The organism is Vibrio sp. SCSIO 43133 (genome assembly GCF_023716845.1).
In the GTDB taxonomy this organism is placed as follows: domain Bacteria; phylum Pseudomonadota; class Gammaproteobacteria; order Enterobacterales; family Vibrionaceae; genus Vibrio; species Vibrio mediterranei.
In genome coordinates, this window is sequence record NZ_CP068024.1 from 3,499,734 (window position 1) to 3,513,726 (window position 13,993).

General features: G+C 45.8%; 11 protein-coding genes and 1 rRNA gene. 2 read left to right on the forward strand and 10 right to left on the reverse strand.

What is annotated here, in order from left to right; all coding sequences use genetic code 11:
• Positions 1-18: 18 nt before the first annotated feature.
• From JKJ11_RS16325 to trxA, 7 genes are all read right to left on the reverse strand, one after another.
• Positions 19-1,571, reverse strand: a 16S ribosomal RNA gene (locus JKJ11_RS16325).
• Positions 1,572-2,102: 531 nt separating this feature from the next.
• Complete coding sequence (gene fre, locus JKJ11_RS16330) at positions 2,103-2,816, reverse strand: NAD(P)H-flavin reductase (protein ID WP_006074568.1); 714 nt, start codon at positions 2,814-2,816, stop codon at positions 2,103-2,105.
• A gap of 12 nt (positions 2,817-2,828) precedes the next feature.
• Positions 2,829-3,101 carry a 2Fe-2S iron-sulfur cluster-binding protein gene (locus JKJ11_RS16335; protein ID WP_006074569.1) on the reverse strand — a complete coding sequence of 91 codons (273 nt, stop codon included), beginning with the start codon at positions 3,099-3,101 and terminating at the stop codon, positions 2,829-2,831.
• A complete protein-coding gene (gene ubiD, locus JKJ11_RS16340) occupies positions 3,098-4,963 on the reverse strand; it encodes a 4-hydroxy-3-polyprenylbenzoate decarboxylase (protein WP_124940436.1) in 1,866 nt (621 codons plus the stop codon). The genes JKJ11_RS16335 and ubiD overlap by 4 nt, the downstream gene beginning before the upstream one ends.
• Before the next feature lie 86 nt (positions 4,964-5,049).
• Positions 5,050-6,048: a hypothetical protein gene (locus JKJ11_RS16345; protein ID WP_124940437.1), complete on the reverse strand. Its 999-nt coding sequence runs from the start codon at positions 6,046-6,048 to the stop codon at positions 5,050-5,052.
• Positions 6,049-6,167: 119 nt separating this feature from the next.
• On the reverse strand, positions 6,168-7,427 hold the full coding sequence (gene rho / locus JKJ11_RS16350) for a transcription termination factor Rho (RefSeq protein WP_006074575.1): 1,260 nt from the start codon (positions 7,425-7,427) through the stop codon (positions 6,168-6,170).
• Positions 7,428-7,619: 192 nt separating this feature from the next.
• Positions 7,620-7,946, reverse strand: a complete 327-nt coding sequence (gene trxA / locus JKJ11_RS16355; RefSeq protein WP_006074576.1) for a thioredoxin TrxA — start codon at positions 7,944-7,946, stop codon at positions 7,620-7,622.
• 108 nt (positions 7,947-8,054) lie between these two features.
• Between trxA and rhlB the strand changes: the two genes are divergently transcribed.
• Both rhlB and gppA read left to right on the forward strand, forming a co-directional pair.
• A complete protein-coding gene (gene rhlB, locus JKJ11_RS16360; protein WP_006074578.1) occupies positions 8,055-9,347 on the forward strand; it encodes an ATP-dependent RNA helicase RhlB in 1,293 nt (430 codons plus the stop codon).
• 19 nt (positions 9,348-9,366) lie between these two features.
• Positions 9,367-10,863, forward strand: a complete 1,497-nt coding sequence (gppA, locus tag JKJ11_RS16365) for a guanosine-5'-triphosphate,3'-diphosphate diphosphatase (protein WP_006074579.1) — start codon at positions 9,367-9,369, stop codon at positions 10,861-10,863.
• Positions 10,864-10,931: 68 nt separating this feature from the next.
• On the opposite strand, the gene JKJ11_RS16370 is transcribed toward gppA, so the two are convergent.
• From JKJ11_RS16370 to recQ, 3 genes are all read right to left on the reverse strand, one after another.
• A complete protein-coding gene (locus tag JKJ11_RS16370; protein ID WP_006074581.1) occupies positions 10,932-11,603 on the reverse strand; it encodes a 7-cyano-7-deazaguanine/7-aminomethyl-7-deazaguanine transporter in 672 nt (223 codons plus the stop codon).
• A 172-nt stretch (positions 11,604-11,775) separates the two neighbouring features.
• A complete protein-coding gene (locus JKJ11_RS16375) occupies positions 11,776-12,078 on the reverse strand; it encodes a DUF3630 family protein (protein ID WP_252038553.1) in 303 nt (100 codons plus the stop codon).
• Positions 12,071-13,906 (reverse strand): ATP-dependent DNA helicase RecQ, encoded by a 1,836-nt coding sequence (gene recQ, locus JKJ11_RS16380; RefSeq protein ID WP_006074583.1) that lies wholly within the window; start codon positions 13,904-13,906, stop codon positions 12,071-12,073. Before recQ ends, JKJ11_RS16375 begins: the two co-directional genes overlap by 8 nt.
• Between the last annotated feature and the right edge of the window lie 87 nt (positions 13,907-13,993).

Here is a 13,993-nt window from a genome sequence, read left to right on the forward strand (position 1 = left end):
CGCAATAATCTATTCGTATAAGGAGGTGATCCAGCCCCAGGTTCCCCTAGGGCTACCTTGTTACGACTTCACCCCAGTCATGAACCACAAAGTGGTGAGCGTCCTCCCGAAGGTTAAACTACCCACTTCTTTTGCAGCCCACTCCCATGGTGTGACGGGCGGTGTGTACAAGGCCCGGGAACGTATTCACCGTAGCATTCTGATCTACGATTACTAGCGATTCCGACTTCATGGAGTCGAGTTGCAGACTCCAATCCGGACTACGACGCACTTTTTGGGATTCGCTCACTTTCGCAAGTTGGCTGCCCTCTGTATGCGCCATTGTAGCACGTGTGTAGCCCTACTCGTAAGGGCCATGATGACTTGACGTCGTCCCCACCTTCCTCCGGTTTATCACCGGCAGTCTCCCTGGAGTTCCCGACATTACTCGCTGGCAAACAAGGATAAGGGTTGCGCTCGTTGCGGGACTTAACCCAACATTTCACAACACGAGCTGACGACAGCCATGCAGCACCTGTCTCAGAGCTCCCGAAGGCACACCTGCGTCTCCGCTGGCTTCTCTGGATGTCAAGAGTAGGTAAGGTTCTTCGCGTTGCATCGAATTAAACCACATGCTCCACCGCTTGTGCGGGCCCCCGTCAATTCATTTGAGTTTTAATCTTGCGACCGTACTCCCCAGGCGGTCTACTTAACGCGTTAGCTCCGAAAGCCACGGCTCAAGGCCACAACCTCCAAGTAGACATCGTTTACGGCGTGGACTACCAGGGTATCTAATCCTGTTTGCTCCCCACGCTTTCGCATCTGAGTGTCAGTATCTGTCCAGGGGGCCGCCTTCGCCACCGGTATTCCTTCAGATCTCTACGCATTTCACCGCTACACCTGAAATTCTACCCCCCTCTACAGTACTCTAGTCCGCCAGTTTCAAATGCAGTTCCGAGGTTGAGCCCCGGGCTTTCACATCTGACTTAACGAACCACCTGCATGCGCTTTACGCCCAGTAATTCCGATTAACGCTCGCACCCTCCGTATTACCGCGGCTGCTGGCACGGAGTTAGCCGGTGCTTCTTCTGCAGCTAACGTCAAACGAATACGCTATTAACGTACCCGCCTTCCTCACTGCTGAAAGTGCTTTACAACCCGAAGGCCTTCTTCACACACGCGGCATGGCTGCATCAGGCTTGCGCCCATTGTGCAATATTCCCCACTGCTGCCTCCCGTAGGAGTCTGGACCGTGTCTCAGTTCCAGTGTGGCTGATCATCCTCTCAGACCAGCTAGGGATCGTCGCCTTGGTGAGCCATTACCTCACCAACTAGCTAATCCCACCTGGGCATATCCTGACGCGAGAGGCCCGAAGGTCCCCCTCTTTGGCCCGAAGGCATTATGCGGTATTAGCCATCGTTTCCAATGGTTATCCCCCACATCAGGGCAATTTCCCAGGCATTACTCACCCGTCCGCCGCTCGACGCCGTTAACGTCACCCGAAGGGTCAGTTAACTCGTTTCCGCTCGACTTGCATGTGTTAGGCCTGCCGCCAGCGTTCAATCTGAGCCATGATCAAACTCTTCAATTTAAGATTTTGTTCGGCTCAATGAATACTGACTTTAAACTACCTTAGTAATCTAAAGCTATTATCGTTCCAACAGAACGATAATGAATTGACTGTGCCAAGTCTTTTGACTTGATTGGTCACTCAGTTCATTGAAAACCTAATTTGAAACCGAAGTTTCTAATTTGATTATCATCAACGAGTGCCCACACAGATTGATAGGTTTATATTGTTAAAGAACAGTACTTCAATGGACTAAACTATTATTTTTAAGCTTTTCAGCTTTCCGTTGAAGTGGGCGGCCATTTTAACTAGATAACTTGTCGTGTCAACCACTTTTTCAAATTATTTTCGTTAAGGCTTTTGCCCTTCCAGACCTTTCAGGCTCTTGCTTTGCTGCCTTCCCGTCTGGTGGTGCGCATTATAGGGAGTTCCACTTTTGGCGCAACCCCTTTTTTAATATTTTTTGGAAAAAAAGCGCTTTTGCTGAAAATTGCATCATAAAAGCAAAAGGAGAGTATAAAAACTCTCCTTTTGGCCACAAAACTCTAACATTTAGATAAATGCGTAAGCATCACCAAACATATGATCAGACTTTGCTTGCTTGGATTGCGTGAACTGCTCACGAGCGGCACCAGCCATTTCAAATCGGCCTGCTATATAGATATCAAAATCCGCTAACGTCTCAAAATCTTCACTCACAGCTTGCAACACATTACCTTTTTTCCCAGACCACTCCACTGACACATCTTCAATAACCGGAATGAACTGAATACGTTGATGCTGCTTAGCAATTTCCATCAGCTCTTTTTTGGCATAGAGCTGAGCTTCATCGCGACCGCCCCAGTAGAGGTGGATCGGCTGTTCGATATTTTGGCTGATGCAGTGATCAAGAATCGAGCGCACATAGCTAAACCCAGTACCGCCAGCAATCAATAGTATAGGTCGCTGGTTATCTTCACGAATCCAAGCCTCACCATGAGGTGCATCAATAGTGATGTCACCACCGTTCGCTAGCGCTTGTTTCATTGATTCGACGACTTCGATAGCGTAAGCATTATGCTCAGCCGCACCAATATGGAGTTCGATCTCGCCTTCGTGACGACAAGGGCTACTAGCAATAGAGAATGGGCGCTTATCTGCTTCTCCCATTACTACCATTAAATACTGACCAGCTTTAAAGCTCACTGGTTGCTCCGGGTGCAGCAAGATTTGATAGGTGTTTGCTGCTAAAGGCTCAATCGACTTTACTTTACATTTTACTGTCATGTTTTATCTCTTTTATTCGTCACTGAAAGTAATCACCAGATCGCTTTCAGCATAAGCAAGGCAAGAGAACATCCAACCTTGCTGTTTTTCTTTTTCAGTTAACATTGGCTCTAAGTCATAACTGACTTGTCCTGACTCTATTCGACATAAGCAAGAAGCACAGGCCCCGACTCGGCATCGATGTGGAAACGCGAGGTTTTGGTTGAGCGCTGCCTCTAAGATGGTTTCCCCATCACTCACCGTAAATTCAAGATTCTGAGGCTTTAGCCTTACATGCTTGGTCATAAGATATTAAGCTGATCCCAAATAGCGTCTATCTTCTCGACCAATTGCGGATCTTTCTTTATTGGAATACCCCACTCCCGCTCAACTTCTGTTTCCAGCTTGTTGGTGGCGTCTAATAGTGCTCGAGAACTCACATCGTTGGTCATGACAGTATCACGAGCAGGATCCATTCTTGTAGTAATTGCCCAGATTACGTCATTCCAGTCTCTAACATTGACGTCTTCATCACACGCTACCATAAACTTAACGTCAAAGTAGCAAGCAACCGATTCAGCAATACCCTTCATTACTTCCACTGCCTGACCTGCGCGTTGCTTATTTAATGTTAGTAACACCATACGACTTGTACCTGTTCCAGGCGCAACATACAAATCTATAACTACAGGATACTGAGCAACTATCTCGCTTTTCAATGCATTTTCATCAAATGCATGAGCTGTTTCGATGGTACCTGAAGGTCCAAACTTATTCTCACCAAGAGCAACTTCTGCATCCCACTTTATCGTCGCATCCAATCCCATCTTGGAACCAAGCCCAACAACCGGAGAGGCAAAGTCCAACGAGTCAATGGGAGTGCTTTCAATCATCAACGTATCTCGACCTGGCAACATATGCTCATTCATGGCCTGAGTGACATCAGTCCAATTACGAGCATTAACACTCTCATCGCACACAATGACAAACTTGGTATACATAAATTGTCGCAGGAATGACCACACTCCCATCATTACTCGTTTAGCATGACCGGGATATTGTTTCTTTATAGTCACCACTGCCATACGGTACGAGCAACCTTCCGGTGGAAGATAAAAATCTTCTATTTCAGGAAATTGCTTTTGTAAAATTGGCACAAAAACTTCATTAAGCGCCACACCCAATACAGCAGGCTCATCAGGTGGACGTCCAGTATACGTGCTGTGATAGATAGGATTCTGACGCATAGTAACGTGAGTAATGGTAAACACATGGTGTTTTTCTACTTCGTTGTAGTAACCCGTGTGATCACCATAAGGTCCCTCATCCGCAAACTCATTAGGGTCAATGTAGCCTTCAAGAACGATCTCCGCACTCGCTGGAACCTCTAAATCGTTACTAATGGATTTGACCACTTCGGTTTTTTCACCCCGTAATAAACCAGCAAACGCGTACTCTGACAACGTATCTGGTACAGGAGTTACCGCCCCTAAGATAGTGGCGGGGTCAGCACCGAAAGCAACCGATACTGGAAAAGGTTTACCTGGATTGGTTTCCATCCAATCACGCAGGTCCAACGCTCCACCTCGGTGAGCAAGCCAACGCATGATGATTTTATTCTTGGCAATCTTTTGTTGACGATAAATGCCCAAGTTTTGTCGTTTCTTATTTGGCCCTTTGGTTACGGTCAGCCCCCAAGTGAGTAATGGCGCAACATCGTCTGGCCAGCAGCTCATTACTGGAATTTTGTCAAGATCGACCTCTTCACCTTGCCAAACTATTTCTTGGCACTTTGCCTTGCGTAGTCTTTTAACTGGCATATTGAGGACTTGTTTAAAGACAGGAATCTTATCGATCGCATCTTTAAAACCTCTCGGTGGCTCAGGCTCTTTTAGGTAAGCCAATAACTTACCTACTTCACGAAGCTCCGAGACTTGCTGGCGCCCCATCCCAATGGCTACTCGTTCAGAAGTACCAAATAAATTTGTTAGCACAGGAACATCATAGCCAATGGGGTTTTCGAACAACAATGCCGGCCCCCCCGCTCGTAATGTGCGGTCACTGATCTCAGTCATTTCATAGTCTGGGTCGACAGGGTGAGAAATGCGTTTAAGTAGCCCTTGGCTTTCCAAGTGCTGAATAAAGTCTCGTAAATCCTTAAAATTCATAGGGGTAACATCGCCTTGAAAGATGCACGCATTATATACGCAAACCCACCTATGAGTGAAATTTGCGCTTCAAACACTGGACGAAACTAGTTGGACAACGCCTGCAGAATTAAGCTAGCTTTTACTTGGCTATTTGACGAAGCGACATCTCTAACCCAACCACTATGACCATTTTGCGCTAATTGAGTGGCAACGAAACTGGCATCATCAACACTTGTCATACGGGCGACAAGAAAATTCTTTACGTTTTCAGGCAATGGATTAATGCTTGCCAATTCTGTAATGGCTTGTTGTTTTAAGCTAGGGTTACGGGATGCTAACATGATCTGATGCATCGCAAATGGAGACTTCACTTGAGCCAAACGTTCAAGCTCAGCTTGGCTATGGTAGTCCGCACGCATTTTCCACAGCAGTTCATACAACTTTTCATCCTGATTGACCTGCGCCATACGCACTAATACTCGAGTTGAAGGTAGCCATTCTGTAATCGTCGCTTCAGTCAGTTGCTTGGTCAAATAGGCGTTGGCTTCTGGTGACAAACTATCAAACTCACGAACCAATAGATCTTCACGAATTTGTCTATCGTAATCCGTCCCTTCAGATAACCAGTCTCGCAAAACAAGCTCTTCTCGCTCGACTTGTAGTATGAACTCCAAAGTTTTTTGGTCGCTATTCCAGCTTTTGATCAGACGGGCAGAGATGGCAGGATAATTAAAGGCGGGTATCGAAAACTCGTAACTATCGCCACGCTCCAGCATAGTATAGGTCGTAGGAAGAGATTTCTGACTTTTTACGAAAATAGCCATTTTAGGCGTCAAGATGATGCTGCGCTGCTCGATTTCTTGCAACAGCACATACCGAGCTACCTCTTGTTGAGGTAGAGCTAAGCGATTGAGAGCAAACTTTAATCCGTCAATATCGTCCTTCATCACCAGATCCATATATTCAGTGACTTTCTGCTGAACAATAGGATTGCTGATCCATTGATTGACTTCTTGTTGCGTCATCTCCTTCGACGCGAATGCTGGCTGCGACAACAACGCAGCAAATACTAGGAGAAGAGACGCTAACCATCCTTGTAGCATATTAACCTCCTGTTAACACTTTTGATATTGTGCGCTGGAAAGAGGTTAAGTGCAAACAAAAACGCCACCCATATTGGGTGACGTTTAAAATCTGAGATTTGCTGTCAGCTTAAAATGTATTACTGACGACGCATCGCATCAAAGAACTCATCGTTCGTCTTCGTCATTGCTAACTTATCAATGAGGAACTCCATTGCGTCTGTTTCGCCCATAGGGTGAACAATCTTACGTAGAATCCACATTTTCTGTAGCTCATCCGACTTAGTCAGTAGCTCTTCGCGACGTGTACCTGAACGGTTGAAATCGATCGCAGGGAAAACACGTTTTTCAGCAATCTTACGGTTTAGGTGCAGTTCCATGTTACCTGTACCTTTAAACTCTTCGTAGATAACTTCATCCATCTTAGAACCAGTATCAACCAGTGCCGTTGCGATGATAGTTAGGCTTCCGCCTTCTTCTACATTACGAGCCGCGCCGAAGAAACGCTTTGGACGATGCAATGCGTTAGCATCAACACCACCAGTAAGGACCTTACCAGAAGAAGGTACTACTGTGTTGTATGCACGCGCTAGACGAGTGATAGAGTCTAGTAGGATAACCACATCTTTCTTGTGTTCAACAAGACGCTTCGCTTTCTCAATCACCATCTCAGCAACTTGAACGTGACGAGACGCTGGCTCATCAAACGTCGATGCAACAACTTCACCTTTAACTAGGCGCTGCATCTCTGTTACTTCCTCTGGACGCTCATCGATAAGTAGAACCATCAATTCACATTCAGGGTGGTTGTGAGCGATGCTCTGAGCGATGTTCTGAAGCAACATTGTCTTACCCGCTTTTGGCGGAGCAACAATCAGACCACGCTGACCTTTGCCAATTGGTGATGCAAGGTCAAGAACACGAGCGGTAATATCTTCTGTTGAACCGTTACCACGCTCCATTGTCATGCGCTCATTCGCATGCAGAGGTGTTAGGTTTTCAAATAGAATCTTATTACGTGCGTTATCAGGTTTGTCGTCATTAACCGTGTTAACTTTTAGCAGAGCAAAATAGCGCTCACCGTCTTTTGGTGGACGAATTTTACCAGCGATTGAGTCACCTGTGCGAAGGTTAAAACGACGAATCTGACTTGGAGAAACATAAATGTCGTCTGGACCCGCAAGGTACGAGCTGTCTGCGCTACGCAGGAAACCAAAACCGTCTTGAAGAATCTCTAAGACCCCGTCACCAAAGATATCTTCACCACTTTTCGCATGGGCTTTTAAGATGGCGAAAATGATGTCTTGCTTACGCAGACGAGCTAAATTTTCCAGACCAAGAGATTCGCCAAGTTTAACGAGCTCAGAAACAGGTCTGTTCTTCAATTCTGTTAAGTTCATTGTGGTGGATGTTTGTTTAGTCAAAATAGGATCTGTTTTGTTGTTAAGAAGGATTTGGTCTCAGGATCGACCAAGAAGTGAACACTTGTTTATTTAACGTGCGATAAATTATCACTAAAACTGAGTCTAGTCTAGCTTTGAAAAAAACAAAACCGTGTATTTGTTAAGATACACGGTTTTCGTTACTTTTCATTATAGATTCGCATCCAAGAACTCTTTAAGTTGAGTCTTTGATAGCGCACCAACTTTCGTTGCTGCTACGCCACCATCTTTGAAAAGAAGTAGCGTTGGGATACCGCGAATACCAAACTTAGGTGGAGTACCTGCGTTTTGGTCAATGTTAAGTTTACCGATAGTGAGTTTGCCTTCGTACTCATCTGCGATTTCATCGAGGATTGGGGCAATCATTTTACAAGGACCACACCACTCCGCCCAGAAGTCAACAAGAACCGGGCCTGCAGCGTTAATTACGTCAGTTTCAAAACCGTCATCCGTCAGCTGCAAAATCTTTTCACTCATCTTTCACTCCGATATTTTTTGTATTGATGAGATAATCACCAACAATTAGATCTCCTATTGGAATGTATTTACCTTCGTATTGCAAGCTTAAGCTGATATTCTATACCGATGAAAAAGACGCATATCACAGAGCAAAAGTTCGCCGAATTAGATTTGCAGCCGCAAATCATTGAAGGATTGGAAAAAAAAGGGTTCGAATATTGTACCCCTATCCAAGCCTTGGCGTTGCCGGTACTGCTCGCCGGCCGAGATATTGCAGGACAGGCCCAAACCGGGACTGGAAAAACGCTCGCGTTTTTAACTGCTACCTTTAATCACCTACTAACAACGCCAGAACATGATGGCCGCAAGCCAAACCAGCCGCGTGCGATTATCATGGCTCCAACTCGCGAACTTGCTATCCAGATCCAAAACGATGCCAAGCCGTTAATTGAGAGTACAGGGTTAAAGACTGCACTCGCCTATGGCGGCGACAGCTACGATAAACAGCTGGCTAAACTCGAAGAAGGCGTCGATATCCTTATCGGTACCTGTGGTCGTATTATCGATTTCTACAAACAGCGTGTTTTCAATCTCAACAACATTCAAGCAGTGGTATTGGATGAAGCCGACCGCATGTTCGATCTTGGTTTCATTAAAGACATTCGCTTTTTGTTCCGTCGCATGCCTGAGCCAAAAGACCGTTTGAACATGCTGTTCTCTGCAACATTATCTTATCGCGTTCAAGAACTGGCATTCGAACACATGCACAACCCTGAGCACGTCGTTGTCGAGCCAGAGCAAAAAACTGGTCACCGAATTAAAGAAGAGCTGTTCTACCCATCGAACAATGAAAAAATGGCTCTGCTACAGACACTCGTGGAAGAAGAGTGGCCAGACCGCGCTATCATCTTTGCTAACACTAAACACAAGTGTGAGAAGGTTTGGGGGCACCTAGCTGCCGACGGCCACCGTGTCGGCCTGCTGACTGGCGATGTTCCTCAGAAGAAACGTGAGAAAATTCTAGAGCAATTTACTCGTGGTGATGTCGATATTCTGGTTGCGACCGATGTGGCAGCTCGTGGTCTGCATATTCCTCAAGTAACTCACGTATTCAATTACGACTTGCCTGACGATTGTGAAGATTACGTTCACCGTATTGGCCGTACTGGCCGTGCTGGTGCAAGTGGTCACTCCATCAGCTTTGCTTGTGAAGAATACGCGATCAATTTGCCAGCAATTGAAGAGTACATTGAGCACCAAATCCCCGTCTCAGACTACGATTCCAGTGCACTACTTACAGAACTGCCTGCGCCACTAGTTCTGAAAAGCCGTAACTCAGGTCAGCGCCGTACCAACACTGGTGGCTCAAGACCGTCAAACAGAAAGCCTCAAAGAAGGCCAAGAGCGCAACGATCTTAACAGGAAGTAAGCAGTATTTATGAGTCTCGCAGTGAATTCTTCGCCACTCTACGCTGCCATTGATTTAGGCTCCAACAGTTTCCATATGTTGGTGGTTCGTCATATTGATGGCAGTGTTCAAACGATGGCTAAAATTAAACGGAAAGTTCGTTTAGCCGCTGGTCTAGATGCCGAGTTAGCGCTTAGCCAAGAAGCGATGCAACGCGGTTGGGAATGTTTAAGCCTCTTTGCGGAAAGGCTACAAGACATCCCGAAAGAAAATATCCGTATCGTTGGGACCGCGACTCTTAGAACCGCGACTAATGTGGATGTTTTCTTAGAGAAAGCCAATGACATTCTTGGTTATCCAATACAAGTCATCTGTGGTGAAGAAGAAGCTGCAACCATCTACAAAGGTGTCGCCCATACCTCGGGCGGGACTGGCCGTAGATTGGTGGTCGATATTGGTGGCGCAAGCACAGAGCTTATTATTGGTGAAGGTTTTGAGCCTAAAGCTCTCACCAGTCTAAAAATGGGCTGCGTGACTTGGCTTGAGCATTACTTCAAAGACCGACAGCTTAATAAAGCTAACTTTGAACGTGCCATTGAAGGAGCTAAGCAAGCACTCGCACCGATTCTCGACAATTACCAGCGTATTGGTTGGGATGTTTGTGTTGGCGCTAGTGGTACCGTGCAAGCTCTACAAGAGATCATGCTGGCTCAAGGTATGGATGAAGTCATCACTCATGCCAAACTAAAGCGTCTTCAAAAACAAGCCATGCAAGCCGATCATTTGGAAGAGCTGGATATCGACGGCCTAACTCTAGAACGCGCACTAGTATTCCCTAGTGGTTTGTCCATTCTGATTGCCATCTTTGAACTTCTTAACATTGACTCTATGACACTGGCCGGAGGCGCACTGCGCGAAGGCATGGTGTATGACATGGTCGAAGAGTTGCAACAAGATGACATCCGTGCTCGAACCATCAATAGCGTTCAATCGCGCTGTCAGTTAGATGTGGAATATGGCGAACAGGTCGCAACTACGGCTCTGCAACTGCTCAAAGATTGTGGTGGTGATACCTGGCTCGAGGAGCCACAAGCACCAGCTTTGCTTGAATGTGCATCCAAGCTTCATGAAATTGGTCTTACTCTTGATTTCAAAAAGGCTGGCGAACATAGTGCGTACTTACTAACCAACTTAGATTTACCGGGTTTTACTCGTGCACAAAAACACCTGTTAGCGGAAGTTGTACGTCGATATAAGGATCAGCTTAGTCCTTTGCCAGCACAACATGCGCTGTCAAATAAAAGTGCCGAGCGTGTACTACGACTATTACGTTTAGCGGTAATTATCACTCATAGACGTAAGCGAGAATTACAGCCGAATATCTCAGTAGCATGCAAAGATAATCGACTTACCCTTTCGATAGATAAACTGTGGCTAGAGCAAAACCCATTGTCTGCAGCAGAATTAGAAATTGAATCGAACCGTCAGTCCGACATGGGTTGGCCGCTCGACATTCAAGCGCTATAACAGATAGTACGAAGATTAAAAAAAATCCCGAACATCACAGGTTCGGGATTTTTTTATTTGTCTGCCGATTAGGCGTTCACACCAGTAACCGAAATATTCGGGTTTACAGCGGTTAACTTCTTCACTAAGAAGTTCAATAGCACACCATACATAGGCACAAATAAGCCAAGACTGATCACTAACTTAAAGCCGTAGTCGACTAAGGCGATTTCTGTCCAATGTTCAGCCATAAATGGATCTGGACTCTGGTAAAACGCGATAGCAAAGAAGGCTAAGGTATCAAGCGCATTACCAAATAGTGTCGAACAGGTCGGTGCCACCCACCATTGCTTCATTTGACGTAAGCGGTTGAATACATGAACATCAAGAATCTGTCCTAATAGATATGCCATAAAACTTGCCGCCGCAATACGCGCGACAAACAAGTTAAACTCTCCCAGATGACTCAATCCTTGAAACTGACCTTCAAAGAACAGTACCGATAGCGCATACGACACCGCTAAAGCTGGCAGCATAACTAGGAAAATGATTCTACGCGCTAACCCAGCACCGAAAATACGGACAGTCAAGTCGGTCGCTAAGAAGATAAAAGGAAAAGTAAAAGCGCCCCAAGTGGTGTGGAAACCAAAAATAGTAAAGGGTAGCTGCACTAGATAATTACTGGACGCAATAATCACTAAGTGAAAGAGAACTAAAAATGTTAGGGCTTTGCGCTGTTGCGCAGGAGAAAACGGGCTCATATTGTACCTTTTTCGTTTTGCTTGGGGTTGAGGGAACCCAAGGTGAGGCACAGCCTCTGGTTACTAAAATTAAATGTTTGTTGGCTACTTAAGTAGCGGCGGGCGATTATACATTAATCAATTTTAGGTGCAATAGTTCGATATAGAGCAAACGTTTACTGATGAAAATAGACTAAAATCCGCGTCGAAATATACTCGCAAGAAAATCAAATTCGTCTTTGCTACCAGTAACATCTAGCGCCTCAAACCACATGAGTTCACTGTAATGCTCGCCCTTTAATAACATTCGGCAGCCTTCAAAATCCACCAGCCACGTGTGAATATCCGCATCCCATTGTTTCTCAACCACAGTGGCAGATAACTGAGCGACTAAAGAACTGGCTATGGTATCAAAATTGTCAAAATCAAAGCTTGGTGTAACAAGCACCAACTTCCCTTCCGCCTCGATATAATCTCGCAAACCAAAATCAGCCATGTTGGGTCAAATGCTCCTGTATTAGATCAAGGAAAGGGTCAGCATACTTCTCTAATTTACGTTCACCAACGCCGTTCACTGCCAGCATTTCACCGTAAGAGGTGGGCAGTATTTCTGCCATATCAATCAGGGTTGCATCACTGAAGACGACATAAGGAGGTAAACCATCTTCGTCGGCAATCGACTTACGTAGCTTACGCAGTTTGGCAAACAGCTTCTTATCGTAATGCTTAGAAGCAAGTTTGTCAGATTTGGCACTTCGTGCAGCCGTATCCAATCGAGGCACTGCCAACTCTAGGCTGTTTTCTCCACGTAACAGAGGGCGAGCCTCTTCGGTCAGCTGCAATGTCGAGTTTCGGGTGATATTTTGGCTAAGCAAACCTTTGTGTATTAGCTGCCTAAATATGCTCACCCAGTAATCATGACTATGATCACGTCCAATGCCATAAGTCGTCAGCTTGTCGTGTCCATGTTCACGAATACGAATGTTCGACATACCACGCAACACTTCAACCACATAGCTAATACCAAAGCTCTGGTTGACACGATAGACACAAGACAACGCTTTTTGCGCTTCTTGCGTCGCATCAAAATGTTTCGGAGGGTCGAGACATATATCGCAGTTGCCGCATGGCTTCTCACTATACTCACCGAAATAATTCAACAGCACTTGGCGTCGGCATGTCTGTGCTTCGGCAAACGCATTCATGGCGTTGAGCTTATGACTTTCTACCTGCTTTTGTGGCCCTTCTTCTTTTTCATCCAACATACGGCGCAGCCAACCAATGTCGGCAGGGTCATAGAGCATCATTGCTTCTGCTGGCAATCCATCACGCCCCGCTCGCCCAGTTTCTTGGTAGTAAGACTCAATATTACGAGGAATATCAAAATGCGCGACGAAACGCACATTGGGTTTGTTAATCCCCATACCAAAGGCGACTGTCGCAACAACTACTTGAATATCATCACGTTGAAACGCGTCTTGGACATAGGCTCTTTCATCCATATCCATGCCAGCATGATAGCCTGCAGCACGCACATGGTTGGCGCACAGCTTCTCGGTCAACATCTCGACTTTCTTACGGCTGCCGCAATAGATGATGCCACTGCCTCCTTTATTCTCCCCTAAGAAGCGCACTATCTGAGAAACTGGCTTATGTTTCTCCACTAGCGTATAGCGGATATTAGGACGGTCAAAACTGCCAAGATATTCATGGGGATTATTGAGATTAAGACGGTGGATAATGTCTTTACGAGTTGCATCATCTGCAGTGGCAGTCAGCGCCACCATAGGAACAAAAGGGAACCACTCCTTTAAACGGCCCAAGGCTGCATATTCTGGCCTAAAGTCATGTCCCCATTGAGAAATACAGTGCGCTTCATCGACCGCTATCATCGACAACTCAAGATGCTCTAGACGTTCAATGAAGTCGTGCATTAACACTCGTTCTGGCGATACGTAAATCAGCTTCAGTTGACCGTTGTTCATACGGCGGTAGATATCAATCAGGGTTTCTTTAGATTGGGTTGAGTTAATGCACTCAGCAGCAACGCCATCAGCCTTTAACTGATCCACTTGGTCTTTCATCAGCGAAATAAGTGGAGAGATCACCAGCGTAATACCACTGCGAACTAAGGCCGGAATCTGATAACACAGAGATTTACCACCACCCGTGGGCATAATGACTAGGCCATCATTGCCCTCAATGGCGCTATCGATAACTTCCTGCTGTCCAGGACGAAATTCTTGATAGCCGAACACCGATTCCAAAACAGACTGTGAACTTGGTTGAGATTCAGATTGTTCAGCAAGTAACACAGCGGTCATGCAATATCCCGAGAAAATGGTAGGTCGAAAACGCTACATTGTAGAGATGTTCCTATGGGAAAGAAACTCATAATCATGGCCAACACT

What these genes read in the sequence shown, in the direction of transcription:
- JKJ11_RS16345 (WP_124940437.1), bottom strand. Translation starts at nt 6,048, where the DNA reads ATGCTACAAGGATGGTTAGCGTCTCTTCTCCTAGTATTTGCTGCGTTG.
- JKJ11_RS16375 (WP_252038553.1), bottom strand. Translation starts at nt 12,078, where the DNA reads ATGGCTGATTTTGGTTTGCGAGATTATATCGAGGCGGAAGGGAAGTTG.
- recQ (WP_006074583.1), bottom strand. Translation starts at nt 13,906, where the DNA reads ATGACCGCTGTGTTACTTGCTGAACAATCTGAATCTCAACCAAGTTCA.
- gppA (WP_006074579.1), top strand. Translation starts at nt 9,367, where the DNA reads ATGAGTCTCGCAGTGAATTCTTCGCCACTCTACGCTGCCATTGATTTA.
- ubiD (WP_124940436.1), bottom strand. Translation starts at nt 4,963, where the DNA reads ATGAATTTTAAGGATTTACGAGACTTTATTCAGCACTTGGAAAGCCAA.
- trxA (WP_006074576.1), bottom strand. Translation starts at nt 7,946, where the DNA reads ATGAGTGAAAAGATTTTGCAGCTGACGGATGACGGTTTTGAAACTGAC.
- JKJ11_RS16370 (WP_006074581.1), bottom strand. Translation starts at nt 11,603, where the DNA reads ATGAGCCCGTTTTCTCCTGCGCAACAGCGCAAAGCCCTAACATTTTTA.
- rhlB (WP_006074578.1), top strand. Translation starts at nt 8,055, where the DNA reads ATGAAAAAGACGCATATCACAGAGCAAAAGTTCGCCGAATTAGATTTG.
- rho (WP_006074575.1), bottom strand. Translation starts at nt 7,427, where the DNA reads ATGAACTTAACAGAATTGAAGAACAGACCTGTTTCTGAGCTCGTTAAA.
- fre (WP_006074568.1), bottom strand. Translation starts at nt 2,816, where the DNA reads ATGACAGTAAAATGTAAAGTAAAGTCGATTGAGCCTTTAGCAGCAAAC.
- JKJ11_RS16335 (WP_006074569.1), bottom strand. Translation starts at nt 3,101, where the DNA reads ATGACCAAGCATGTAAGGCTAAAGCCTCAGAATCTTGAATTTACGGTG.